The organism is Bradyrhizobium ganzhouense, from assembly GCF_049949285.1.
In the GTDB taxonomy this organism is placed as follows: domain Bacteria; phylum Pseudomonadota; class Alphaproteobacteria; order Rhizobiales; family Xanthobacteraceae; genus Bradyrhizobium; species Bradyrhizobium ganzhouense.
This window is the reverse complement of record NZ_CP181318.1, coordinates 2,748,977-2,772,982: the sequence shown is the minus strand read 5'-3', so window position 1 is coordinate 2,772,982 and position 24,006 is coordinate 2,748,977. Positions and strand designations below refer to the sequence as shown.

Sequence of the window (24,006 nt, the reverse complement as noted above, 5' to 3'; positions counted from 1 at the left end):
ATTAGCGCGCACCCTACTTGCCGCAGGGCGTGACAGACATCTGGCGGCCGCGTCAGGCGGCCAGCTTGAGTATCTTGATGATGTCGCCGGGCTCACGGATCGGCTGCGGATTTGCCCGCGTGAAGATCGACAACATTGCGTTCTTGCCGATCAGCTCGAACCGGTCCTCGGCTACGCCGACGTCGGCGAGCCGCCGCGGCAAACCGAGCTCCGCGATGAAGGTTGCAAAGGCTTCCCCGGCATCGCGACCCGCCGCCCCGAGCGCGGCGGCGACCGATCTTTGAGCCACTTCCGTAGCTGGCAGATTGTACCGCAGCACGCTCGGCATCATCACCGCCGTGCAGAAATAGTGCGGAACGTCGCAGGTCCCGCCGAGAACGTGGCCGATAGCATGGCTGGCGCCCATCGGTACGCGCGACTGCAAGCCGAAGGCTGACATCCAGGACCCCAATTGACAGCTCAGCCGCGCGGCTTCATCGTTCGGATTGTCCTTTGTGCGCCGAAGCCCGTGGTACAGATAGCGCAATCCCTGCTGGCACACGGCATCGACCAGCACATTGGGTCGGCTGGAACAGATCGCTTCGATGCCATGATCCATCGCGCGCGTGCCGGATCCCAGCCAGAGCTTCTCCGGGGTGTATTTCGTGATCGCCGGATCGAGGATGATGCTTCGCGGCATCATCATCGGATGATTGAAGATCTGCTTCAGCTTGCGGCTGGTGTCGGTGACCAGCGCGCCCGAATTGTATTCGCCGCCGGAGAGCGTGCTCGGGATCGCGATCATCCGCACCTTCGGGGTCCGGAATGGCCCGAAGCGGCGGTCCGGCGTGGTCTCGAAGCCATCGAGCCCCATCGGCTCGAAGATCTCGTGTTCCATGCACATCAGCACGATCTTTGCCGCATCGACCACCGAGCCACCGCCGATTGCGACAACCAGATCCGCTTGAGCATCCCTGGCCTGCCGGGCGATCTGCGTCACCACATCGCGCGTCGTGTGCTGCGGCACGCCGTCAAAAGTCGCGGCATGGCGTTCACCGAGAGCCGTCCGGATCTTCTCGATCTCGTCGGTCGTGGTGTTGAGCGTGCGGCTCGCGATCAGATAGACGCGCTTGGCGCCCAGCCGTTCCGCCTCCTCCCGCAGCGCCTCGGCCGCCGGCTTGCCGTAGATCACGGATTCCATGGTGGGATATTGATGGCTACCAACGACGGGCATGCTCTTCCTCCCTGGTGTACTGTTCACTGCATCACTGCGACGTCAGCAGCGCGACGCCGTCGGCTATCCCAGTCTTGATCTGCTCGTATCTCGCCCTTCGTCAGGCGACGGCGCGTGCCCGCGGCGTCTCGATCTCGCCGTCGAGGAAGCCAGTCAATCGCTGGCGGATGATCGCTTCGGCTTCCGCCATGATACGATCGATCAGCTCCTTGACCGTCGGGATGTCGTGGATCAACCCGACCACCATGCCGCAACTCCACGCGCCGGCATCCATATGGCCGTCGACCATCACCTTGGGATAGACGCCGGCCACCTGGTCGAGGATGTCGTCGATCTTCAGATTTGCGCCCTTCTCGCGCTCGATTTCGAGCAGCTCATTGACACCTTTGTTCTTGAGCACACGCTCGGTGTTGCGCAGGGCGCGCATCACCAGCACGGTGTCGAGTTCGGTCGCCTTGACCAGCGCCTGCTTCACGTTGTCGTGGACCGGGGCTTCCTTGGTAGCGACGAAGCGCGTGCCCATGTTCATGCCGGACGCGCCCATTGCAAGCGCGCCGACGAGGCTGCGTCCATCCGCCATGCCGCCGGAGGCCACGAACGGGATCTTCAGCTCGTCCGCGGCCCGCGGCAGCAGGATCATGTTGGGGATATCGTCCTCACCGGGATGACCGCCACACTCGAAACCGTCGACGCTGACGGCATCGCAACCGATCTTCTCCGCTTTGAGCGAATGCCGCACCGAGGTGCATTTGTGGATCACCTTGATGCCCGCGGCCTTCAGCGCCGGCATGTAGGCCTCGGGACTACGACCCGCGGTCTCGACCGCCTTGATGCCGCCCTCGCGGATCGCGGCGATGTATTCCGGATAGGGCGGGTCCGACAGCGTCGGCAGGAAGGTCAGGTTCACGCCGAACGGCTTGTCGGTCATGTCGCGGCAGCGCGCGATCTCCTTGGCGAGGAGCTCTGGCGTTTTCTGCGTCAGACCGGTGATGATGCCGAGGCCGCCGGCATTGGACACCGCCGCCGCCATCTCGGCGAAGCCGACATAGTGCATGCCGCCCTGGATGATCGGATGCTGGATGCCGAACAGTTCCGTGATTGCTGTCTTCACTTGAAACTCCGTTTCCGATCAGTGGACGATTTCGAACAGGCCGGCCGCGCCCATGCCGCCGCCGATGCACATGGTCACCACGCCGTACTTGGCTTTGCGGCGCCGGCCCTCGATCAGGAGGTGGCCGGTCAGCCGCGACCCCGTCATGCCATAGGGATGACCGATCGCGATCGAGCCGCCGTTAACGTTGAGCTTGTTCGGGTCGATGCCGAGCTTGTCGCGGCAATAGATCACCTGCACGGCATAGGCTTCGTTGAGCTCCCAGAGATCGATGTCGTCGATCTTCAGACCATGCCGCTTCAGAAGCCGCGGAATCGCCGCGACCGGGCCGACACCCATCTCGTCGGGCTCGACGCCGGCCGCGACGAAGCCGCGGAAGATGCCGAGCGGCTTCAGGCCCTTCTGCGCCGCGATCTTGTCGCTCATGATCACGCATGCCGAGGCCCCATCCGAGAGCTGGCTGGCGTTTCCGGCACTGATGGTCTTGCCCTCGAACACCGGCTTGATCTTGGCAAGGCCTTCCGCAGTGGTATCCGGACGCGGGCCTTCATCCCGGCTCAGCGTGACCTGCTGGTAGCTGACTTGCTTGGTGTCCTTGTCGACAACCGCCATTTTGGTCGTGATCGGCACGATCTCGTCGTTGAAGCGACCACCCTGCAGAGCGGCGCCGACACGGCGTTGGCATTCGAGGCTGTATTCGTCCTGCTGGTCGCGACCGATCTTGTAGCGGTCGGCGACCACCTCGGCCGTCTCCAACATCGACATGTACATTTCGGGCTTCATCGCCATCAGCTCCTCGTCGACGGCGTGGAAGCGGTTCATGTGATCGTTCTGCACCAGGCTGATCGACTCGATGCCGCCGCCAATCGCGATCTCGACGCCGTCGAGCATCACCGAGCGTGCCGCAACCGCGATCGCCTGCAGGCCGGACGCACACTGCCGGTCGATCGTGGTGCCGGCCACCGTGACCGGCAGGCCGGCGCGGATCGCGCCCTTGCGGGCGACGTTCATCACCATGGTGCCCTGCTGCATGGCGCAGCCCATCACCACGTCCTCGACCTCGCCGGGCGCGATGCCGGCGCGTCTCACGGCCTCGGCCATCACATGGCCGGCCAGCGTCGGGCCATCGGTGTTGTTGAGCGCGCCGCGGTAGGCTTTGCCAACGCCGGTGCGCGCGGTGGAAACGATAACTGCTTCAGTCGTCATGTTTGCCTCTCTGCTAGGCGGCCGCATCGAGCTGCGCGTAGCGCAACAGGTGAAAGGCGGGATCGCCGAACTGGATGTTGATGGAGCAAATCCGCTTGAAATAATGCCCGACGTTCAACTCGTCGGTCATGCCCATGCCGCCATGCAGCTGCACTGCCTGGTCGGCGATGAACTTGCCCGCACGGCCGATCTTGGACTTGGCGCCCGATGCGAGCCGCGAGACATCAGCCTCGCCTGCATCCAGGCTGAGCGTGAGGTGCTGCATCAACGAGAGCGCCTCTTGATGGGCGATGAACATGTCGACCATCCGATGCTGCAGCACCTGGAACGAGCCGATGGTCGTACCGAACTGCTTGCGGGTCTTGGAATAGTCCAGCGTCGAGGCGTTCAGCTCAGCCATCGCTCCGGCCGCCTCGGCACAGAACGCGCCAATGGCACGGTCGCGACAGGCTTCCAGCGCGGCCACGCCCGTGCCCTCCTCGCCCAGTAACTGGGCGGCTACGCCGCGCAGGCTGATCTCTGCCGCGCGGCGGCCGTCGATGGTCTTGAAGCTCTGCAAATCCAAATTGGCGGCACGGCGATCGACCACAAAAAGGCTGACGCCGCCGCGGTCACGCGGCTGACCGAAGGTCCGCGCCGAAACGATCAGATAGTCGGCCCAGGGCGCGGCGATCACCGCGGTCTTCTCGCCGGTCAGCAAATAGCCGTTACCCTCGCGCCGTGCGGTGGTGGTGACGTTGGCGAGATCAAAGCGCGAGCCTTTCTCGGTCCAGGCGAGCGCCCAGATCTTGGTGCCAGCGATGATGTCCTGAATGAAGCTCTGTTTCTGCTCGGCGGAGCCCAGCTTCTCCAGGAGACCGCCAGCGAGCACAACGGTCTCGACGAAGGGCTCGACCACGAGGTGACGGCCGAACTCCTGCATAATAATCATGGTCGACAGCGGACCGCCGCCGAGACCGCCGACGTCCTCGGAGAACGGCGCGCCCAGCAGGCCGAGCTCGGCGAAAGCCTGCCATTGCGGGCGGCTGTACCCCTCCTCGCTCGCGAGGATCCTGCGGCGCGCATCAAATTCATACTGGTCGCGTAGTAGGCGCTGGACGCTGGATCGGAGCAACTCTTGCTCTTCCGTGAACTGGATATCCATCCGATTCCTCCCGTGCTGCCGTTTGCTAAAGACCGAGCACGGCCTTGGCGATGATGTTGCGTTGGATCTCGTTTGATCCGCCGTAGATGGAGAGCTTGCGCGAGTTGAGGTACTTCTCTGACGCGGTGTGGCCGTAATCCGGTCCCGGCATGAAGTGATTGGCACTCGCCGGATGCTCGCGGATTGCGAGCCCGTAATTGCCGATAGCGCGATGGGTCAGCTCGGTGATGTCCTGGAATATCTCGGTGCCGCGGATCTTGAACAGCGAGGCCGCCGGCCCCGGATCGGTGCCGCGGGCCATCTGGGCAACGACACGCAGCTCGGTTGCCTCCAGCGCCAGCACGTCGAGCTCGACCCGGGCGATGTCCCTGATGAATTCGAGATGTGCCGGATCGTCTTCCGGGATCTCCGCCTTTACGATCTTCTTCAATCTCGCGATGTAGCGCGTCGAGCGGCCGATCCCGGCCATGCTGGTGCGCTCATTGCCGAGCAGGAACTTGGCGTAGGTCCAGCCCTTGTTCTCCTCGCCGATCAAATTTTCGACGGGCACGCGGACGTTTTCGAGGAAGACGTCATTGACCTCGTGCGAGCCGTCGATCGTGATGATCGGACGCACGGTGACGCCCGGCGACTTCATGTCGATCAGCAGGAACGAGATGCCGGATTGCGGCTTTGCGGCCGGATCGGTTCGCACCAGGCAGAAGATCCAGTCGGCGTGCTGCGCCAGCGTGGTCCAGGTCTTGTGGCCGCTGACGATGTAATGGTCGCCGTCGCGCACCGCCTTGGTGCGGACGGTGGCGAGGTCCGAGCCTGAGCCGGGCTCGGAATAGCCCTGGCACCACCAATCCTCGCCCGAGAGGATGCGCGGCAGAAATTTCTGCTTCTGCGCTTCGTTGCCGAACGTATAGATCACCGGGCCGACCATGGTGACACTGAACGCCAAGGGCGGCATCGTGCCGGCGCGCGTCGTCTCCTGCTCGAAGACGAAGCGGCGGGTGATGGACCAGCCGGGCCCGCCATATTCCTTTGGCCAAAGCGGCGCGATCCAGCCCTTCTCGTGAAGGATGCGATGCCACAGCAGCATCTGCTCCTTGGAAAGGTCGGTCTCCGGATTGGGGACGCGCATTTCGGCCGGATAATTGTCCTTAATGAATGCGCGGACTTCGTCACGAAACGCTGCGTCTTCTGGGGATAGCGCGAGCTCCATCGGACGCGCTCCCTACCACTTCTCGCCGAAGGGACGGATCTCGAGCTCAAACGTCCAGGCGCTCTTCGGCTGCTGGTAGAGCTGCCAATAGGACGTCGCCACCGACGCCGGCGGCATCAGCAGGTCCGGATTGTCGAGCGCATCGGGACCGAGCGCTTCGAGCCGGCGCTGCCGCACCCATTCGGTATCGACACCGGAGTCGATGATGAGATGCGCGACATGGATGTTCTGCGGTCCGAGCTCGCGCGCCATCGCCTGCGCGACAGCCCGCAGGCCGAACTTCGCGCTGGCGAAGGCGGCATAGCCGGAGCCGCCGCGCAAGCTCGCGGTCGCGCCGGTGAAGAAGATGTTACCGCCCCCGCGCGGCAGCATCAGCCGTGCGGCCTCGCGGCCTGCCAGGAAGCCGGAGTAGCAGGCCATCTCCCAGACCTTGCGAAACACCCGTTCGGTGGTCTCCAGAATCGGGAAATTGACGTTGGCGCCGATGTTGAAGATGCAGACCTCGAGCGGCGCGTGCTTGTCGGCATCGTTGAGGAAGGAGATGATCTCCTCCTCCTTGCGCGCATCGAGCGAGCGGGCGTGGATCTCGCCGCCGGCGGCCTCGATGTCCTTGACCAGCGGCGCAAGCTTGTCGCCATTGCGGCGACCAGCGAACACCGTGAAGCCTTCGGAGGCGAATTTCTTGGCAATCTCGCCGCCGATGAAGTCACCGGCGCCGATCACCGCAACGGTCTTGTTTCTCTTCTGCATGTGACTTCTCCCAGCTTCGTGAAATGTTGAGGCCATCTCGCTCGCTTCAGTTGCGCAGCGATTCCGCCAGCTTGTGCTTCAGCAGCTTGCCGGTCGACGTGGCCGGCAGTGCGTCCATCAGGATGATTTCGGACGGCCGCTTGTAGGAAGTGAGCTCCGGCGCGACGTGCGCCATTACGTCCTGCGCGGTGGCCGAGGATCCCTTGAGGAGCTGGACGAAAGCGACGATCTCCTCATTACCCGGGACCGACCGCCCGACCACGGCGCATTGCACCACGTCCGGATGGGTACTCAGCACTGCCTCGATCTCGGCCGGATAGACGTTGAAGCCGGAGCGAATGATCATCTCCTTGGTGCGGCCAACGATGAACAACGCATCGCCCTCGAAGCGCGCAAGGTCGCCGGTGTTGAACCACCCATCCGGATCGATCGCCTTCGCCGTGAGGTCGGGCGCGCGATAATAGCCGCGCATCACGTTCGGTCCGCGGACATGCAATTCGCCGATATCACCGTTGGTCACGATGGTGCCGTCGCGCGCCACGATCCGAGCATCGATACCCGGCACGAGAGTGCCGACCGAATTGTCGCTGCGCGGTGATTCCGGTCGCACGCCGGAAATTCCGGGCGAGCATTCGGTGATGCCAAAGGCATTGCCAAGCGGAAGACCGATCTCCTTCTCGACCCTGGCCTTGAGGTCGAGGTCGAGCGGGGCTCCGGCGACGCTCATCAGGCGCAACGCACCGCGCTCCAGCTTCGGTAAGCCAGCCATTTGCTTGTATTCGAGCAGCCGCTGATAGGTAGCGGGGACGCCGTTCAGCAGCGTGACGCCCTCCTCGGCTAACGCCTTGGCCAGCGCGGCTGGATTGTATTTGGTGACCAGCCGAGTGAGGCCCCCGACCATCAACGTCATAGTCAGCAGCGAGATGCCGACGATGTGCGAGATCGGCAGTACGCAATACTGCACATCATCCGCCGTCATGCTGCGCAAATTCGCCGTGACCCTGGCCGAGAACAGCAGGTTCCGGTGAGTGAGCATGACGCCCTTCGGCGTTCCGGTCGTACCTGAGGTGTAGATGAGGACAGCTACCTGGCGCGCTCCGTCGGCCTCGACCGGCTCGGCCTGCGTGTTCTGGTTCAGCGCCGACACGCCGATACCTTGGAGCGGCCCAACATCCTGCACCGGCGCTTCGTAACGCGTCGCGTGCATGGACGCCTCCTCGGACACCTTTGCCGTGAAGAACATGCGCCGGGCGCCGCTGTGATCCCTGATCTGATCGATTTCCCGCGGCGACAGCCGCGGATTGGCGACAATCGCCCAGGCATCGAGGCGACTGGTCGCGTACAGCAGGCAGGCGAGCGCGATCGAATTCTCGCTGACGATCATCACGCGATCGCCGGCACGGATGCCGAGCGCGCGGAGCGCGTCCGCCGTGGTCCCAACTGCCCGATCGAGCTCGCGATAGGTCAGTTTGGCGTTGTCTTCGATCAATGCAAGCCGGTCGGGCGTGGCGACAACGTATGGGTCCATCACCTCATGGATGCGTTGCGGCAACGTGTTCACGATCTCGGCTGCAGTCTGCTGCCAGTTCGCCAATGACACCTCCCGTTGAAAGGCCCTTTGCGGGCTCGGTTCTTTCCGATGCCTCCGCGCCGTCAGGCGCTCTTGCGCTTCTGCGCGGCTGATTGCGCGAGGATTTCGTCCTCGACATCGCGCAAGCTGTCCTTGCCGAAATAGATCTCGTTGCCCACGAAAAACGTGGGAGAACCGAATGTGCCGCGCGCTACGGCGTTGCTGGTATTCTCGATCAGCTTTCTCTTGACGTCGTCCTGCTGGGCTCGGCCCGTGATGCGATCGATATCCAGCCCCGATGACAGGAACGCTTCACGAAAGATCTGCGTGTCGTCCATCTTCTTGGGCTCGACCCACATGTGATGATACGCTGCGCGGAAATACGGCTCGAACATTCCCTCGAACTCGGCCGCGACGGCGCCGCGCATCAACGCAAGGGTGTTGACCGGGAAGAACGGGTTCATCCGGAACTTTGTGATGCTGTGGCGGCGCAGGAAGCGTTCGGTCTCGAGCGCATTGTATTCCGGCTTGTTCTTGATCCCGCGCAGCGACTCGGCGGGCGACATGTTGCCGGTCGCCTTGTAGACGCCGCCGAGCAGCACCGGCACATAGTCGAACTTCGCTCCGGTTCGCTGCTCGATGGCTGGCAGCGCAAGCTCGGCGAGATAGGCATTGGGGCTGCCGAAATCGAAGTGAAACTCGACCTTGAGCGGAGCTGCCATGGAACGCCCTTCCCTTTGATGGCGGCGATTGATCGCCGGCAAATTGATCGCGCTCCGTTTCCTAAAGTTCTATTTTAGAACTGTCAATATGATGATCATCATTCAATAGCCAATATCTAGCTGAAAACGCGACATCCTATTGAAATTCCGTGAGTTCTGATTTAGAATTTATTTCAGGAGAGGCTGCAGGTTCGTTGGAGACGTTGATGAAATGGGATGCGCTCGAAGAGGAGCCGTGCTCGCTGGCCCGTACCGTGGCGGTCATCGGTGACCGCTGGAGCCTGCTCATCCTGCGCGAATGTTTCTTGCGCATCCGCAGGTTTGATGAATTCCAAGCGTCGCTCGGGATCACCCGGCACCTGCTCGCCGACCGGCTGAAGAAATTGGTACGCTTCGGCGTATTGCGCAAGATTCCCTACCAGGAAGCGCCGAAGCGGTACGAATATATCCTGACACAGAAGGGTCTCGACCTCTATCCGATCATCATGTCGATCGTGCACTGGGGTGACGTACATATGGTCGACGCGCGCGGACGACCGCTTCTGCATGAACACAAGAACTGCCACAAGATGTTTGATCCTGTTATGGTCTGCTCTGAGTGCGGTGAACCGCTGACGGCAAAAGCGGTCCATGTGCATGCCGGGCCCGGCGCTAGACGGTCTTCAACGGAAGGCATCGATGTTTCAGCGAAGAACGTTGGTTGACCTTCCGCTAAGCGCCCGCTGGGGCACTACCGCCTGCACACCCTCGATCATTCGCCGCAGGACGTCATACTTGGTCGGCACCATGAAGTTGGCCCGCAGCATCGCCAGGTGGCGCTGCACTGCCTCGACGTCCGCTTCCGACATGCCTTCGGCGATCATGCGGTCGCGGTCGTCCGGACGCACGGCCGCGCCGTGTCCTTGGGCGTCCAGCAGCGTGTAGGTCCACAGGGCTCGCCTGTCGTCCGACCGCGCCTGGTCAACGTCAAAGCCAGGCACGTTCTTGGCGACGAGCGCCACCAGATCAAGCTTGGCGACCTGCTTGTCGACGACAGCATGCAGCATCGTCTCAATTTGAGACCGTGTCAGACGGAGGTCGGCGCCATCGGCAAGCATCGCAACGTCATCCAAGAAAAGGTTCACCTGGGTAGCCAGACGGCGAGCCGCCGCGCGGTTCGTCGTTTTCAAGCTCATAGAAAGATGCGGGCGGCCGAGCAGGCTGGCAAGCGGCCGCGGTGGACGGCGGCGCCCGTAATACACAGCATTCCTTCGGAAAATATGCGCAGCCATGGCCACAACACTCCTGTGCAGCAGTGATGTGTCGCAGCGCTGTGCAGCAGCGCCCCAGCCAGGCCGGTTTCGTGAGGAATTTCAGGGGAAGCGGAGCTCCTGGCTGGGGCGGGAGGGATCGAACCTCCGAATGGCGGAACCAAGACCTGTTTGATTGTTCGACGATATCAACCCGCATTTGGAAAAAGCGGCGTGCGGCACCCGCCCTCTTCTCGCCGCCATCGTCATTCAGGAACGCGCAGGGGCGGGCTCCTCCAGGGGGCAGTTCCTGAAGGTTCTGCGTGATCATCCAACGTTTAGTGCAACACGAAGTGATTGCGTCCCGCCGTGCGCTCCTTGGCGGGCTTGCGTCCTCAGCCTGCGTTGTCGCGCTGGGCGGATGCGCCAGCTTGGGTGCTACCGGCGCACGCTACGACGCTTCCTCGCTCTCGGTCGACCCTACGTTGCTCGTCGTAACCACGCGCAAGCCAGTGAATGGCGGCCGGTCGAAGCCGTGGTTCGGGCCGGAGCGGGCTTCTACGATGACTGTCGCACGAGCGAAGCTCGTGCCGCCTGGTGACAGCCGTTTCTCTCTGGCTGCAGCCGGACTTGACGATTGGCGTCTTGATGGGGTCGAGCCGGTATCGGGCGATGTCGGCAGTCTTGTCGCGCAGGCCGGCGGCGGACCAGATGTTCTCATCTACGTGCACGGTTTCAAGCAGACGTTCGAGACAGCGGCGCTCGATGCCGCGCATCTCTCCGATGGCATCAGGTTCCGCGGCCAGACGATGGTATTCTCCTGGCCCTCGAAGGCTGGACTGTTCGACTACGCCTATGACCGCGACAGCGCGATGTGGTCCCGCGATGGCTTCGAACGCGTGCTGCAATCTGTCATGACGAGTTCAAGCGCCGGCCGCGTCCACATCGTCGCGCACAGCATGGGAACCATGCTCACGCTCGAAAGCCTGCGCCAGCTCTATGCGCGATCTGGTGACGCCGTTGCGGGCAAGATCGGTGCCGTGGTGTTCGCCGCGCCGGACATCGACATGGACGTGTTCTCGTCGTCGATCAACCGCATCGGTCCGCTTTCGCGCAAGATCACCGTCATCGCCGCAACGAACGACCGCGCGCTGGCGTTGTCGGGGCAAATCGCTGGTGGGATGACAAGGGTCGGCGCTGCCGAGAAGACCGCCATCGAAGGGCTCGGGGTGCGTGTGGTCGATGCGTCCGAGGCAGGCTGGGGCATTATCAACCACGACCTGTTCCTGTCGAATGCGGAGGTGCGCCAGGTGATACGCCGCTCGATTGATAGCGTGGCCGCGTGAATCCGCCGTGGCCGCGGCTCGTCCGGGCGAGGCTGCCGGATTTCGTCGGCACGGCGTGTTTGCTGTGACGCATGCGCGAAGTTGGGGCTAGCTCTGACAGCCCGTTGACAGGTTCAATGCCTTGAACAGGCCATCGAAGACGCCTGACCGGCAGGGCTTGGCCTCCGCGACGGGCTTGGCGCGCTTGGCATTCGCAATTGCCTTCGCAATTGCCTTGGACGTTCCCTGCGCGGGCCGAGGTCTAGGCAGCATGACCGCGAATTTTCCCTCGCTTGCGGTGCGCTGGTGTGGCTCGATGATCTTCAAAGGCTCTTGCGCAACAGTCGCCGTTTGATCCGGCCGAGGCATCGGTTCGCTCAAGGCGACCGCCTGCGGAGGCGCCTCAAATTGCATGTGCGGGGTTTCGAGCCGGTCTGCCGTCGTCAGCGTATCGGCTGAGACGCGCAACCCGACGGTCGCCTGAACAGGCGGCGCGTTCACGGGCTTTGTCATGCGCGGCGCGGTCTCAAGCTCCATCACCGCGAGTGTACCGAAGCCAACGAGGATGAGAGCCGCCTTCATCTGATTTCACGCTTCCCGAACGAGACGCCTCGTTCAAAGCCGAAAAACAAGCTCCCGAAAATCGGAGACCAATTGCAGACATCCAATAAGGCGGCTTGGCGGCAGAACTGAACCAGCCGGCACGGCCACGGGACAAGATCAGAGACAGGGTTAACGCGGGTCATGCGAACTGGCCCCTTGTGCGGAGTGCTCGCTGTTGCCCACCGACTGGTACCTGAGGCCCCCCTCGAGCTTGCAACGTGCTAATCTGAGGCGGCACTCAGCCCGGACGGTGCACCGTGACCGATGGTCGTCACCCGGCATGGACCGAGGAAAGCCGCTTTCGCGGTGCGCTCGACGATGTGATTATCATCCCGCTTGTTGTCGTCACGCTCGCCACGAACAAGATCCTGCGTTTCGTTCTTTCAATCTTGATGCGGATGCTTGACTACGCCTTCCCTTTTGCAATGCAGATTGTCTGGCTTCCGCTCTTCGCGGCCAGGCTTGTCGGCGATGTCATCGTTACTGTCATCGATGGCGCGGTGCGCTTCCTTCCCCTGTCCGCCGCGAAGCGTCGACAGTGGGGTAGATCGATTCGCCGAAACTGGTTGTGGTTCCGGCGGAAGATCAGCTATCGAGCGTTCGAACACGCTGTGCATGATGCCTTTGAAGGCGGCATGGCATGGGTGTTCAGAACCTGCCGGGATCTCACGCCGAACGCCGCATTGCTCGTGATCCTGTGCGCGGTCCTTTGGCTGCCGATCTCTTTCGGTGCTGCAACGGCGATGCACGCGATATTGCTTGCCAAGGTCACGTCCTGGCCAGCCTGGATGCAACTCCTGCATCCGCTCGCAACGGTCATCGCGAAGAGCAAGCTTCTGGTGCTACCGGTCTATCCGGCAGCCTGGCCGCAGGCCAGAAAACATCCCTTCGTTCAGCTCGTCTTCAGGGGCTACGACATCATCAAGCGCTTGCATGTGATCAGGAAGGTCGGCCTTCGCTATCGGCAGGCAGAGATCGCCGGGATCGCGGCGGTTGAGAGGCTCGAGCGCATTGCCGGCCTCACGTCGGTGGTGAGATGGTTGCGCGAGGCGCACGTCGCAGAGCATCTCGGCGTCGAGAAGCCCACTCAGGAATTGCGTTCGTTCTTCGCGCGATGGTCCATCAAGTTCTCGGCTGAATATTACGAAGCAAAGGAACGGCAAGCCTCAGCGGTCCCATCACCAAACAGCAGCAAGCCGCAAAGGCCGGGTTGAGAAGGCAATTTGACGAGCAATATCAGCTGGCTGGGGCGGGAGGGATCGAACCTCCGAATGGCGGAATCAAAATCCGCTGCCTTACCGCTTGGCTACGCCCCAACAGGCGACGAGGGGAACGGCGGAAGAACCGGCCGCCGCAGATTCCCTCTGGTCGCAGCCGGTCTATAGGGAGCGGCGCAGCATTTCAACCGCCTGGAGGGGCAAAATACCGCGAGGCCGGGGCCGGCCCGGCCACACTTTAATATAGGCCCGATCCCTGCCCGGCCCCGGCCCTCCAGCCCATTGAGACCTCCGGCATTTCATGGGAATACGACGTCAAACCTGTCCCGGGAGTGAGCCATGACCTACCGCGCGCCGATCTCTGACATGCTGCTGTCGCTCAACCATGGCGCCGGCCTCAAGGCCGCCCTGGAAGCCGGCCATTACGGCGATTTCGACGCCGACATCGTCTCCGCGGTGCTGGAGGAAGCCGGCAAGTTCGCGACCGATGTGCTGGCGCCGCTCAACAAGGTCGGCGACGAGCACGGCATCAAGCTCGACGACGGCAAGGTCACGACCGCGCCGGGCTGGCCGGATGCCTACAAGCGCTGGACCGAGGGCGGCTGGAACGCAGTCTCGGGGCCAGAGGATTTCGGCGGCCAGGGCCTGCCACTCGCGATCAACGCCGCCTGCACCGAGATCTGGAGCGCCTCCAACGTCGCCTTCGGCCTCTGCCCGCTGCTGACGGCCTCTGCGATTGAGGCGCTCGATGCGCATGGCAGCGACGAGCTCAAGACGATCTATCTCGAAAAACTCGTGACCGGCGAATGGACCGGCACGATGCAGCTCACCGAGTCGCAGGCCGGCTCCGACGTCGGCGCGCTGCGCACCCGCGCCGAAAAGCAGGCCGACGGCACCTATCGGATCAAGGGGACGAAGATCTTCATCACCTATGGCGAGCACGACATGACCGACAACATCGTTCATTTCGTGCTGGCGCGCCTGCCCGACGCGCCCGCCGGCACCAAGGGGATCTCGCTGTTCCTCGTGCCAAAATTCATGGTCAACGCCGACGGCTCGCTCGGGGCGCGCAACGATATCTTTGCGAGCGGCGTCGAGCACAAGCTCGGCATGCACGCTTCGCCCACCTGCACCATGACCATGGGCGATCATGGCGGCGCGATCGGTTTCCTGATCGGCGAAGAGAACCAGGGCATGCGCTGCATGTTCACGATGATGAACCAGGCTCGTCTCGGCGTCGGTCTCGAAGGCGTCGGCGTCGCCGATCGCGCCTATCAGCAGGCGCTGGCCTATGCGCAGGAGCGCAAGCAGGGCCGCGCGATCGGCAAGAAGGGCGACGGGTCGGACGCCATCTTCGTGCATCCCGACGTCAAGCGCATGCTGATGCGGATGCGGGCGCAGACCGCTGCCGCGCGCACCATCTGCTATGCGACCGCGGTCGCACTCGACGTTTCCCTGCGCGCCAAGGACCCGAAGGTCCGCGCCGATGCAGCCGCGCGCGCCGCGCTGCTGACACCGATGGCAAAGGGCTATTCCACCGATATCGGCAACGAGGTCGCCTATCTCGGCGTCCAGGTGCATGGCGGCATGGGCTTCATCGAGGAGACCGGCGCCGCGCAGCATTATCGCGATGCGCGCATCACCGCGATCTACGAGGGCACCAACGGCATCCAGGCGATCGACCTCGTCACGCGCAAGCTCGCGGCCAATGGCGGCGCGTCGGTGTGGGCGCTGCTCGGCGAGCTCGCAGCCACCGTCAAGCAGGTCGAAGCCTCGAACGATCCCGCTTTCGGCACAACTGGCGTGAAATTGCGCGAGGCACTGGAGGCGCTGACGCGCACCAGCAAATGGCTGCTGGAGCGCGTCACCTCTGCGCCGAACGAGGCCCTCGCCGGCGCGACGCCGTATTTGCAGCAGTTTGGCGCGACGCTCGGCGGCTGCATGCTGGCCTCCGAGGCGCTCGCCGCCAAAGCCGACGGCAACACGGAAGCCGCGCGCTACGTTTCGCTCGCGCGCTTCTTCGCCGAGAACATCGCCGTGCAGGCGCCCGCGCTCGAGCGCACCGTGACGGAAAGCGCGGCGTCGGTCGCCGCGGCGGATGCGGTGCTGCTGGGGTAAGTGGGCTCGTTGCCGATCCGTCATCCTGAGGCGCTCGCGTAGCGAGCCTCGAAGGATGAACGGCCGGGATGCAGCGGGGGCCGTCGCCCTTCGAGGCCTCCGCTTCGTTCCGGCACCTCAGGGTGACGGTGATAGACTTCGCTTACCTTCAGCCCTTTTCCCTGGCCGCCACAGCACGACGCCGGCCGCAACGACATCGAGCACCACGCACACTGCAAACGCCATGGTGTAATCACCGCTCACGCTGCGCACGAGGCCGATGATGCCCGGGCCAAAGGCGCTGACGATGCCGCTGATCGACGTCCCCAACCCCATCGCCGCCGCGAAAGCCGTGCTGCCGATCTCACGCTGGATGATCAAAGGCGGAAACGTGATCATGTTGCCGATCGAGAAGCCATAGACGGCGCAGCACAGGAGCAGCACGGCCGGGCTCTGGCTTTGCAGGAGAACGAGCAGCGCCGCCGCCTGGCTGGTCATCGACGCCGCGCAGGCAAGCCGCGGATCGAGCCGGTCGACGAACAGGCCGAGCGACAGCCGGCCGATCACGGCCATCGCCGCCATGATGGTGACCGCGAGGCCTGCATTGGCGCGGCCGATCAGCGGTTCGAGAAACGTCACCTGGTGGATGATGAATCCCATCTGCGCCAACAGCGCGATCGCGATCGGCAGCACCATGGTCCAGAATGACGCGTTGGCGAGCAGCTCCTTCCGTGCGGTCTTGCCCCCAGAGACACCTGCTGCATTCGGCGACGCGTCGACCGGCCAGCTGGTGAAGACGATGACCACCGGCAGCACCAGCACCACCATCACGATCGTGGCTGCCAGCATGGCCGAGCGGAAACCGATGCTGCTGCTCAGCGCCAACAAAACCGGAACGAGGATGATGCCGCCGAAGGTGGCGCCGTTGAAGGCGAGGCTGAGAGCGAGCCCGCGGCGCCGCACGAACCACGCGTTCAGCACCGTCGCGATCACTACTGAGCCCATGCCGGTCCAGCCGACCGACATCAGCGCATAGGCAAGATAGAGCTGCCAGGGCGCCTGCATCAGTCCCAGCAGCGCGGTCGATGCGCCAAGCGCCGTCAGTCCGCACAGGATCAGCGCCCGCAGCCCGATGCGGGCGAGCAGATCGCCGGTGAAGATGACGAGGACGGAGGTCAGCAGGAACGAGAATGTGCTGGCCGCGGACACCAGCGTACCGGACCAGCCATGGGCGCGCTGGAGCTCGGCGAGATAGACGCCCTGGCCGTAGAGGCCAAAGCCGAACATGAAAAAAGCCATCAGGAAGCAGGCCAGCACCACGCGCCAGCCGCGGTAGTGAACCGAGGATTCGTCAGCGCCCGTTGCGGCAATCATCGATCAAGTATCGACCTCATGGAACGAGACGGCTGATCGTGACGCACAACCACCGGTTTTTCAAATGAAACATTGTAGCCAATTGTTGCAATGCGCAAAGCGCCGTAGCACATGTGATGCAGCTTTTCGCGCCACGGTTCCCGGACGCGCGCCACCATCACCGCCGAAATGGTTGTGTGGCAGGTTTGGCACGCCTTCCGGATCATGTAGGCTCAGCATCGCAAGACCCGCCGATGGCAGGCGCCTCGGCGGCCGCAGGGAGTGTTCATGCCGATCGGCAACATCGTCGTCACCGAAGAGCGTGGAACGCGAGTCATCACCCTGCGCCGCCCGGGCAAGAAGAACGCGATCACGCAGGACATGTATCGCGAGATGAGCTGCGCGATCGACACCGCGCAGAACAATCCCGATATCCGCTGCATGATCATCACCGGCGGCTCCGGCGTGTTCACGGCCGGCGACGACATCGACGATTTCATGAAGGCCGACGCGTCGCGTCCCGAGACGCTGTCGGACGGCGCCAAATTCCTGTATTCGCTGGCCCTCAACGTCAAGCCGATCATCGCAGCCGTGGACGGCGCCTCGATCGGCATGGGCACCGTGATGCTGTTTCACTGCGACTACGTGCTCGCCTCCAACGCCGCGACCTTCTCGGCGCCTTACGTCACTCTCGGGCTTGTTCCGGTCGGCGCCGCCAGCCTGCTGATGCCGAGCATCATGGGCTACCAGCGCGCCTTCGCCATGCTGGTGATGGGACGCAGCTTCACCGCCGCCGAGGCCCATGCCGCCGGCTTCGTCAGCACCGTGGTGTCGCCGGGACATACCGAGGTCGAGGCCCGCAAGGCGGCGCGCGAGATCTGCCGGCTGCCGGCCGAGGCGGTCGCAACCTCGCGCAAGCTGCTGCGTGCCCCGCCGGAAGAACTCACCCGCCGCATCGACCAGGAAGGCCATCTGTTCGGCGAGAAGTTGAAATCGGACGAGGCCACGGCCGCGTTCAATGCGTTTGCGAACAGGAAGAAGAGGTAGGCACGAGAACTTTCGTGAAATCTTCGCGCGGAACGATTAATCTTGTTCCATGCGACATCTTCTCCGCCTGATCAGCTTCGCCCTCGCGCTCGCCGCCCTGCCCGCCGCGGCCCAGACCGCGGCGCCCGTCGAGCTGCGCATTCTCGCCATCAACGATTTCCACGGCAATCTCCGTCCGCCGCCTGGCGGCATCCGCATCAATGATCCCGAGGACAAGAGCAAGAAGGTGATGGTCGCCTCCGGCGGCGCCGAGTACATGGCGACGCTGGTCAAGCAGTTGCGCGAGGGGCACAAGAACACCATCTTCGTCGCGGCCGGCGATCTGATCGGAGCGAGCCCGTTCCTGTCGGCGATGTTTCACGACGAGCCCTCCGTCGAATCGCTCTCGATGATGGGGCTTGCGATCACCTCGGTCGGCAACCACGAATTCGACGAAGGCAAGACCGAGCTGTTCAGGATGCAGAACGGCGGCTGCCATCCGGAGGACGGATGCCAGGGACCGCATCCCTTCACCGGCGCGAAATTCCACTATCTCGCGGCCTCCACCATCGAGACCGCGACCGGCAAAAGCATTTTGCCACCTTACGAGATCAGGGAGTTCGAGGGCATTCCGGTCGCCTTCATCGGGCTGACCTTGAAGGAGACCGCCGGCATCGTCTCTCCGTCAGGCATTGCCGGGCTCGAATTCCGCGACGAGGCCGAGACGGTGAACGCGCTGGTGCCGCAACTGAAGGCGCGGGGCGTCGAGGCGATCGTGGTGCTGATCCACCAGGGCGGCGAGCCCAGCGGCGACTACAACGAATGCCCTGATATCACCGGACCGATCGTCGATATCGTGAAAAAGTTCGACCGCGCCGTCGACGTCGTGGTCAGCGGCCACACCCATCGTGCCTATGTCTGCAACATCGACGGCCGGCTGGTGACCAGCGGCGACAAATACGGCACACTCGTCACCGCGATCGACCTCAAGCTCGATCCTGTTACCCGCGACATCGTCAGTGCCAGGGCCGAGAACGTCATCGTTGCCAACGCTTCGCTCGCCAAGGATCCCGAGCAGACCGCGCTGATCGACGCCTATGACAAGCTCTCGGCGCCCATCGCCAACCGGCCGGCCGGATCGGTGACGCAGACGCTGTCGCGCGTCCCGAACGACGCCGGCGAAAGCGCACTCGGCGACGTCATTGCCGATGCACAGCTTGCCGCAACCAGAGACACCAAGGATGGCGGCGCCGTCATTGCGTTCACCAATCCCGGTGGCATCCGCACCGACATCATCCCGAAAGAGAACGGCGCGGTGTCCTACGGCGAACTGTTCGCGAGCCAGCCATTCCGCAACCGCCTCGTCACCATGACGCTGTCAGGCAGCCAGCTCAAGGACATGCTGGAGCAGCAATGGCTCGATCCGAAGCGGCCGCGGATCCTCCAGGTGTCGATCGGATTCAGCTACAGCTGGGACGCATCAAAGCCGCTCGGCGAGCGCGTGATAGCCGACAAGATGACGCTCAATGGCAAGCCGATCGAGCCGGGTACCGGCTACCGCGTGACCCTCAACGACTATCTCGCCGTCGGCGGCGACGGTTTCACGGTCGCCAAACAAGGCGCCTCGCCGCAATATGGCGGTTACGACGCCGATGCGCTGTTTGCCTTCTTTAAGGCACATGGTCCGATCGGCCCGCTGCCGCCGACCCGCATCATGCGAGTAAACTGATGCTGATCAAACCTGGGCGGAACAGGACAGCCCTTTGCCATTCGTGGTGGAACGCATAGATTGGGTTTTGCATTGCGTTTTGGCGCCGGATGCGCCAAGCGACGTCGAGAGTTCGTTCCCAGTGAGGCCGACCTGATGAGCACGCTTCTCCTGTCCCACAAGGCCTGCCTCGACCACATCACGCCGCCGGGACACCCTGAAAGACCGGACCGCCTGCGCGCGGTGGAGGAAGCGCTGTCGGTTGAGCGCTTCCAGTTCCTGGCGCGCGACCTGGCGCCGGAGGGCGATCTCGATCTCGTCACGCTGTGCCACAACGAGGATTACGTCACCGAGCTGCGTCACATCGCGCCGACCAGCGGCCAGGTCTATGTCGACGGCGACACCTCGATGTCCCCTGGCACGTGGGAAGCGGTGATGCGCGGCGTCGGCGGCGCGGTGGCCGCGACCGAAGCGGTGATGAACGGCGAGCATCGCAACGCCTTCGTCGCGGTGCGCCCGCCCGGCCATCACGCCGAGATCGGCAAGCCGATGGGCTTCTGCTTCTTCGACAATGTCGCGATCGCCGCGCGCCATGCGCAGCGCAAATACGGCATCAAGCGCGCCGCCATCGTCGATTTCGACGTGCATCACGGCAACGGCACCCAGGACATCTTCTGGTCGGACCCGACCGTAATGTACTGCTCGACGCACCAGATGCCGCTGTTTCCGGGCACCGGCGCCAAGGGCGAGCGCGGCGATCACGACACCATCGTCAACGCACCGCTCGCGTCGGAAGACGGCGGGCCCGAATTCCGCTCGGCGTTCGAGAATTTGATCCTGCCGCAACTCGAAAAATTCAGCCCCGAGCTGCTCATCATCTCCGCGGGCTTCGACGCGCATTACCGCGATCCGCTGGCCTCGCTGAATTTGCGCGCCGAGGACTACACCTGGGTCACGCGCAAGCTGATGGACCTTGCCGACAAGTCCGCTGGCGGCCGCGTTGTTTCCGTGCTCGAAGGCGGCTACGACCTGCAAGGACTGAAAGAATCTGTTACGGCGCATGTCGGCGCCCTGATGGGCGCCTAGACAGACCCGCCACATTAAGCCCGCAAAACTCTGCTGTTTTACACGACAAGCGAATCGGGCAATCGGAAACGGATATGGCCGAAAATACCCAAGTGGACGTCTCCCGGCTCACCTTCGAGCGCGCGATCGAGGAACTCGAAACGATCGTGAAGCGGCTCGAGGACGGCAAGGTGCCGCTCGAGGAATCCGTCACGATCTACGAGCGCGGCGAAGCCTTGAAGCGCCGCTGCGAGGAGCTGTTGCGCCAGGCCGAGGCGCGCGTCGACAAGATCACCACCGATGCCAGCGGCCAGGCTACTGGCACCGCTCCGCTCGACGTGCAGTAAAGGGCGCCGTCCTAAGCTGCCCGTTTCGAGCATCGCCTGCCTGCATTTTTTCGAGATCGCACGCCGCTATCTCTGCTCACAGGGGCGAGCAGCCGGGCGCCGGAAATGACGAGTTCCCTCGCCGGCGCGTCTTGGCCCGGCGAACTCCGCTAAAATCCCTGTCCTTCGGCCCAGAATCCTGCCAAGGAACCGAGCAGGAGTGGAACTCCCCGCCGGCGCCGCGATTAACCAAATTGGCCCGCCGGTTGCACCTGCATACCCGTAATCGGTCGGGCGGGTTGGCTTTGGCCTAAGCTTTGGTGTAAAGCTGCGCGGAGTGTGGCTTTTTGTTAGCTTTGACGTGGGGACTGATTTTCGACGTCAAGCGCTTCAAATTGCTAATGAAATTGGCTGGGACGGACGAAGCCGATCTTCGTGACAGGGGTCACAGAGACTGAACCGGAGCGCACTTGAGCTCACCTAAGCTTGAACAAGGGGCCCTGCCCCATGCAGGTGGCTCCGACGGTTTGAGGACTCGCGCTGCGCCGACATTGTGCAAACCCATCGCGCACCGGAACGATGTTCCGGCGCTGACAAATTGGAAATCGCCGTGAACGCATACAGTAAAACGCCGCTTCTCGACACCATCCGGACGCCGGAAGACCTGCGCAAGCTCAAGATCGAGCAGGTTCGCCAAGTCGCCGACGAGCTGCGTCAGGAGACCATCGATGCCGTCTCGGTGACCGGCGGTCACTTCGGCGCGGGCCTCGGCGTGGTCGAGCTCACCACCGCGATCCACTACGTCTTCGATACGCCGCGCGATCGGCTGATCTGGGACGTCGGCCATCAGGCCTATCCGCACAAGATCCTCACCGGACGCCGCGACCGCATCCGCACGCTGCGCACGGGCGGCGGCCTCTCCGGCTTCACCAAGCGCAGCGAGAGCGATTACGATCCGTTCGGCGCCGCCCATTCCTCGACCTCGATCTCCGCCGGCCTCGGCATGGCCGTCGCGCGCGACCTCGCCGGCGGCAAGAACAACGTTATCGCAGTGATCGGTGACGGTGCGATGTCGGCGGGCATGGCCTACGAGGCCATGAACAACGCGGGTGCCATGAACTCGCGCCTGATCGTCATCCTCAACGACAACGACATGTCGATTGCCCCGCCGGTCGGCGCCATGAGCGCCTATCTGTCGCGCCTCTACTCCGGCAAGACCTATCGCACGCTGCGCGATGCGGCCAAGCAGATCAACAAGCGCCTGCCAAAAATCCTCGCCAACCGCGCCAACCGCGTCGAGGAATATTCCCGCGGCTTCATGATGGACGGCGGCACGCTGTTCGAGGAGCTCGGCTTCTATTACGTCGGCCCGATCGACGGCCATAACCTCGACCATCTGCTGCCCGTGCTGAAGAACGTCCGCGACATGGAGACCGGCCCGATCCTGGTCCACGTCGTGACGCAGAAGGGCAAGGGCTACGGTCCGGCGGAAGCGTCCGCCGACAAGTACCACGCCGTCGTCAAGTTCGACGTCGCGACCGGCACCCAGGCGAAAGCCAAGCCGAACGCGCCGGCCTACCAAAACGTGTTCGGCCAGAGCCTGGTCAAGGAAGCCCAGAAGGACGACAAGATCGTCGCCATCACCGCGGCGATGCCGTCGGGCACCGGTGTCGACATCTTCAACAAGGCGTTCCCGGATCGCACCTTCGACGTCGGCATCGCCGAGCAGCACGCGGTGACCTTCGCCGCCGGTCTTGCGACCGAAGGCTACAAGCCGTTCTGCGCGATCTACTCAACCTTCCTGCAGCGCGGCTACGACCAGATCGTCCATGACGTCGCGATCCAGAACCTGCCTGTCCGCTTCGCGATCGATCGCGCCGGCCTCGTCGGCGCCGACGGCGCGACGCATGCCGGCTCGTTCGATAACGCCTATCTCGGCTGTCTGCCGAACATGGTGATCATGGCGGCGGCGGATGAGGCCGAGCTCGTCCACATGGTGGCGACCCAGGTTGCGATCGACGACCGTCCGAGCTCGTTGCGCTATCCGCGCGGCGAAGGCCGCGGCATCGAGATGCCCGAAATCGGCGTTCCCCTCGAGATCGGCAAGGGCCGCATGATCCGCCAGGGCAGCAAGATCGCCCTGCTCTCCTTCGGCACGCGTCTGGCCGAATGCGAGAAGGCGGCCGACGAGCTCGCCGCCCACGGCCTCTCGACCTCGATTGCGGATGCGCGCTTCATGAAGCCGCTCGACACCGAGCTGGTGCTCAAGCTCGCCCGCGACCACGACGTCCTGATCACGGTGGAAGAGGGCTCGGTCGGCGGCTTCGGTTCGCATGTCGCGCAGTTCCTGACCGATCAGGGCGTGCTCGACACCGGCATGGTCAAGTTCCGCACGATGGTCCTGCCCGACGTGTTCCTGGATCACGACACGCCGAACGCGATGTACGCCCGCGCCGGTCTCGACGCCAAGGGGATCGTCGCCAAGGTGTTTGAGGCGCTCGGCAAGGACGTCAAGACCGAGACGGTCAAGCTCGCCTAAGGGCGAGCTTCGGCCTCACGCGAAGCGGCGCGACTTTCATGAAAATCTATCTGGCAGGTCCCGACATGTTCCTGCCGGATGCGGTTGAGACCGGCCGGCAGAAGGCCGCGATCTGCGCTGCCTACGGCCTCACCGGCCTCTATCCCCTCGACAACGCCACCGACCTCACCGCGCCCGATGCGTCGCGGCAGATCTTTTGCGGCAACGAGGCCATGATGGACGGGGCCGACGCCATCATCGCCAATCTCACCCCGTTCCGCGGGGCCGGTGCCGATCCCGGCACCGTCTACGAGCTCGGCTACATGGCCGGCCGCCGCAAGTTTTGCCTGGCCTATTCCAACGATGGCACCACCTATGCCGACCGTGTCGGCCGCTCCATGCACGTCACGTCCGAGGACGGGCGGCTGGTCGACGCACAGGGGCTGACGGTCGAGGATTTTGGTCTCGTCGACAATCTCATGATGATCCATGCGCTGGAGCTGCATGGCTGCCCGCTGGTGACGCCGGCAGAACCGCCGGCCGACGTCTGGCACGATCTCGCCGCGTTCGAGACTTGCGTCCGGATGGCAGCCGCGCGATTGATCGCTAGATAAGC

21 protein-coding genes and 1 tRNA gene are annotated in these 24,006 nt (G+C 63.5%); 10 read left to right on the top strand and 12 right to left on the bottom strand.

Annotated elements, in window-relative coordinates; all coding sequences use genetic code 11:
* Positions 1-52: 52 nt before the first annotated feature.
* The 8 genes from ACLFLU_RS12760 to ACLFLU_RS12725 form a co-directional block, all read right to left on the bottom strand.
* The gene (locus tag ACLFLU_RS12760) at positions 53-1,213 is read right to left on the bottom strand and encodes an iron-containing alcohol dehydrogenase (RefSeq protein ID WP_426412531.1); all 1,161 of its coding nucleotides are present in this window, start codon (positions 1,211-1,213) and stop codon (positions 53-55) included.
* A gap of 100 nt (positions 1,214-1,313) precedes the next feature.
* On the bottom strand, positions 1,314-2,324 hold the full coding sequence (locus ACLFLU_RS12755; RefSeq protein ID WP_426412530.1) for an NAD(P)H-dependent flavin oxidoreductase: 1,011 nt from the start codon (positions 2,322-2,324) through the stop codon (positions 1,314-1,316).
* A gap of 18 nt (positions 2,325-2,342) precedes the next feature.
* Positions 2,343-3,530: an acetyl-CoA C-acyltransferase gene (locus ACLFLU_RS12750; RefSeq protein WP_426412529.1), complete on the bottom strand. Its 1,188-nt coding sequence runs from the start codon at positions 3,528-3,530 to the stop codon at positions 2,343-2,345.
* 13 nt (positions 3,531-3,543) lie between these two features.
* A complete protein-coding gene (locus ACLFLU_RS12745; RefSeq protein ID WP_426412528.1) occupies positions 3,544-4,674 on the bottom strand; it encodes an acyl-CoA dehydrogenase family protein in 1,131 nt (376 codons plus the stop codon).
* A gap of 25 nt (positions 4,675-4,699) precedes the next feature.
* Positions 4,700-5,881, bottom strand: a complete 1,182-nt coding sequence (locus ACLFLU_RS12740) for an acyl-CoA dehydrogenase family protein (RefSeq protein ID WP_426412527.1) — start codon at positions 5,879-5,881, stop codon at positions 4,700-4,702.
* A 12-nt stretch (positions 5,882-5,893) separates the two neighbouring features.
* The gene (locus ACLFLU_RS12735; RefSeq protein ID WP_426412526.1) at positions 5,894-6,631 is read right to left on the bottom strand and encodes an SDR family oxidoreductase; all 738 of its coding nucleotides are present in this window, start codon (positions 6,629-6,631) and stop codon (positions 5,894-5,896) included.
* Between the two features lie 46 nt (positions 6,632-6,677).
* Complete coding sequence (locus ACLFLU_RS12730) at positions 6,678-8,231, bottom strand: class I adenylate-forming enzyme family protein (protein ID WP_426412525.1); 1,554 nt, start codon at positions 8,229-8,231, stop codon at positions 6,678-6,680.
* Between the two features lie 53 nt (positions 8,232-8,284).
* On the bottom strand, positions 8,285-8,923 hold the full coding sequence (locus ACLFLU_RS12725; RefSeq protein WP_426412524.1) for a 2-hydroxychromene-2-carboxylate isomerase: 639 nt from the start codon (positions 8,921-8,923) through the stop codon (positions 8,285-8,287).
* A 206-nt stretch (positions 8,924-9,129) separates the two neighbouring features.
* On the opposite strand from ACLFLU_RS12725, the gene ACLFLU_RS12720 reads away from it, so the two are divergent.
* Entirely contained in the window at positions 9,130-9,627 is a 498-nt protein-coding gene (locus ACLFLU_RS12720; protein ID WP_426412523.1) for a winged helix-turn-helix transcriptional regulator, read from the top strand.
* Here ACLFLU_RS12720 and ACLFLU_RS12715 read toward each other — a convergent pair.
* Positions 9,607-10,194: a DUF6538 domain-containing protein gene (locus ACLFLU_RS12715; RefSeq protein WP_426412522.1), complete on the bottom strand. Its 588-nt coding sequence runs from the start codon at positions 10,192-10,194 to the stop codon at positions 9,607-9,609. The two genes, ACLFLU_RS12720 and ACLFLU_RS12715, sit on opposite strands and share 21 nt — an antisense overlap.
* A 281-nt stretch (positions 10,195-10,475) precedes the next feature.
* On the opposite strand from ACLFLU_RS12715, the gene ACLFLU_RS12710 reads away from it, so the two are divergent.
* The gene (locus ACLFLU_RS12710; protein ID WP_426412521.1) at positions 10,476-11,498 is read left to right on the top strand and encodes an alpha/beta hydrolase; all 1,023 of its coding nucleotides are present in this window, start codon (positions 10,476-10,478) and stop codon (positions 11,496-11,498) included.
* Positions 11,499-11,585: 87 nt separating this feature from the next.
* On the opposite strand, the gene ACLFLU_RS12705 is transcribed toward ACLFLU_RS12710, so the two are convergent.
* Entirely contained in the window at positions 11,586-12,059 is a 474-nt protein-coding gene (locus tag ACLFLU_RS12705; RefSeq protein WP_426412520.1) for a hypothetical protein, read from the bottom strand.
* A 278-nt stretch (positions 12,060-12,337) separates the two neighbouring features.
* Here ACLFLU_RS12705 and ACLFLU_RS12700 point away from each other — a divergent pair, with 278 nt between their 5' ends.
* A complete protein-coding gene (locus ACLFLU_RS12700) occupies positions 12,338-13,294 on the top strand; it encodes a hypothetical protein (protein WP_426412519.1) in 957 nt (318 codons plus the stop codon).
* Positions 13,295-13,321: 27 nt separating this feature from the next.
* Here the strand turns inward: ACLFLU_RS12700 and ACLFLU_RS12695 are convergent.
* Positions 13,322-13,396: transfer RNA gene (locus tag ACLFLU_RS12695), tRNA-Gln, on the bottom strand.
* A gap of 240 nt (positions 13,397-13,636) precedes the next feature.
* Between ACLFLU_RS12695 and ACLFLU_RS12690 the strand changes: the two genes are divergently transcribed.
* On the top strand, positions 13,637-15,415 hold the full coding sequence (locus tag ACLFLU_RS12690) for an acyl-CoA dehydrogenase (RefSeq protein WP_426412518.1): 1,779 nt from the start codon (positions 13,637-13,639) through the stop codon (positions 15,413-15,415).
* Positions 15,416-15,532: 117 nt separating this feature from the next.
* Here the strand turns inward: ACLFLU_RS12690 and ACLFLU_RS12685 are convergent, their stop codons facing one another.
* Positions 15,533-16,768 (bottom strand): MFS transporter, encoded by a 1,236-nt coding sequence (locus ACLFLU_RS12685; RefSeq protein WP_426412517.1) that lies wholly within the window; start codon positions 16,766-16,768, stop codon positions 15,533-15,535.
* A gap of 267 nt (positions 16,769-17,035) precedes the next feature.
* Here ACLFLU_RS12685 and ACLFLU_RS12680 point away from each other — a divergent pair, with 267 nt between their 5' ends.
* The 6 genes from ACLFLU_RS12680 (at position 17,036) to ACLFLU_RS12655 (ending at position 24,004) form a co-directional block, all read left to right on the top strand.
* On the top strand, positions 17,036-17,794 hold the full coding sequence (locus tag ACLFLU_RS12680; protein WP_426412516.1) for an enoyl-CoA hydratase-related protein: 759 nt from the start codon (positions 17,036-17,038) through the stop codon (positions 17,792-17,794).
* Positions 17,795-17,843: 49 nt separating this feature from the next.
* A complete protein-coding gene (locus ACLFLU_RS12675) occupies positions 17,844-19,502 on the top strand; it encodes a bifunctional metallophosphatase/5'-nucleotidase (protein WP_426412515.1) in 1,659 nt (552 codons plus the stop codon).
* 135 nt (positions 19,503-19,637) lie between these two features.
* Positions 19,638-20,567: a histone deacetylase family protein gene (locus tag ACLFLU_RS12670; protein ID WP_426412514.1), complete on the top strand. Its 930-nt coding sequence runs from the start codon at positions 19,638-19,640 to the stop codon at positions 20,565-20,567.
* Between the two features lie 74 nt (positions 20,568-20,641).
* A complete protein-coding gene (locus tag ACLFLU_RS12665; protein ID WP_008132970.1) occupies positions 20,642-20,893 on the top strand; it encodes an exodeoxyribonuclease VII small subunit in 252 nt (83 codons plus the stop codon).
* Positions 20,894-21,482: 589 nt separating this feature from the next.
* Entirely contained in the window at positions 21,483-23,411 is a 1,929-nt protein-coding gene (gene dxs, locus ACLFLU_RS12660) for a 1-deoxy-D-xylulose-5-phosphate synthase (RefSeq protein WP_426412513.1), read from the top strand.
* A gap of 38 nt (positions 23,412-23,449) precedes the next feature.
* The gene (locus ACLFLU_RS12655) at positions 23,450-24,004 is read left to right on the top strand and encodes a nucleoside 2-deoxyribosyltransferase (protein ID WP_426412512.1); all 555 of its coding nucleotides are present in this window, start codon (positions 23,450-23,452) and stop codon (positions 24,002-24,004) included.
* The last annotated feature ends 2 nt before the right edge of the window (positions 24,005-24,006 follow it).

Bases quoted from the DNA above. Each gene is read 5' to 3' on its own strand.
- ACLFLU_RS12760 (WP_426412531.1), bottom strand. From the start codon at position 1,213: ATGCCCGTCGTTGGTAGCCATCAATATCCCACCATGGAATCCGTGATC.
- ACLFLU_RS12750 (WP_426412529.1), bottom strand. From the start codon at position 3,530: ATGACGACTGAAGCAGTTATCGTTTCCACCGCGCGCACCGGCGTTGGC.
- ACLFLU_RS12745 (WP_426412528.1), bottom strand. From the start codon at position 4,674: ATGGATATCCAGTTCACGGAAGAGCAAGAGTTGCTCCGATCCAGCGTC.
- ACLFLU_RS12740 (WP_426412527.1), bottom strand. From the start codon at position 5,881: ATGGAGCTCGCGCTATCCCCAGAAGACGCAGCGTTTCGTGACGAAGTC.
- ACLFLU_RS12735 (WP_426412526.1), bottom strand. From the start codon at position 6,631: ATGCAGAAGAGAAACAAGACCGTTGCGGTGATCGGCGCCGGTGACTTC.
- ACLFLU_RS12725 (WP_426412524.1), bottom strand. From the start codon at position 8,923: ATGGCAGCTCCGCTCAAGGTCGAGTTTCACTTCGATTTCGGCAGCCCC.
- ACLFLU_RS12720 (WP_426412523.1), top strand. From the start codon at position 9,130: ATGAAATGGGATGCGCTCGAAGAGGAGCCGTGCTCGCTGGCCCGTACC.
- ACLFLU_RS12715 (WP_426412522.1), bottom strand. From the start codon at position 10,194: ATGGCTGCGCATATTTTCCGAAGGAATGCTGTGTATTACGGGCGCCGC.
- ACLFLU_RS12705 (WP_426412520.1), bottom strand. From the start codon at position 12,059: ATGAAGGCGGCTCTCATCCTCGTTGGCTTCGGTACACTCGCGGTGATG.
- ACLFLU_RS12690 (WP_426412518.1), top strand. From the start codon at position 13,637: ATGACCTACCGCGCGCCGATCTCTGACATGCTGCTGTCGCTCAACCAT.
- ACLFLU_RS12685 (WP_426412517.1), bottom strand. From the start codon at position 16,768: ATGATTGCCGCAACGGGCGCTGACGAATCCTCGGTTCACTACCGCGGC.
- ACLFLU_RS12680 (WP_426412516.1), top strand. From the start codon at position 17,036: ATGCCGATCGGCAACATCGTCGTCACCGAAGAGCGTGGAACGCGAGTC.
- ACLFLU_RS12675 (WP_426412515.1), top strand. From the start codon at position 17,844: ATGCGACATCTTCTCCGCCTGATCAGCTTCGCCCTCGCGCTCGCCGCC.
- ACLFLU_RS12670 (WP_426412514.1), top strand. From the start codon at position 19,638: ATGAGCACGCTTCTCCTGTCCCACAAGGCCTGCCTCGACCACATCACG.
- ACLFLU_RS12665 (WP_008132970.1), top strand. From the start codon at position 20,642: ATGGCCGAAAATACCCAAGTGGACGTCTCCCGGCTCACCTTCGAGCGC.
- ACLFLU_RS12655 (WP_426412512.1), top strand. From the start codon at position 23,450: ATGAAAATCTATCTGGCAGGTCCCGACATGTTCCTGCCGGATGCGGTT.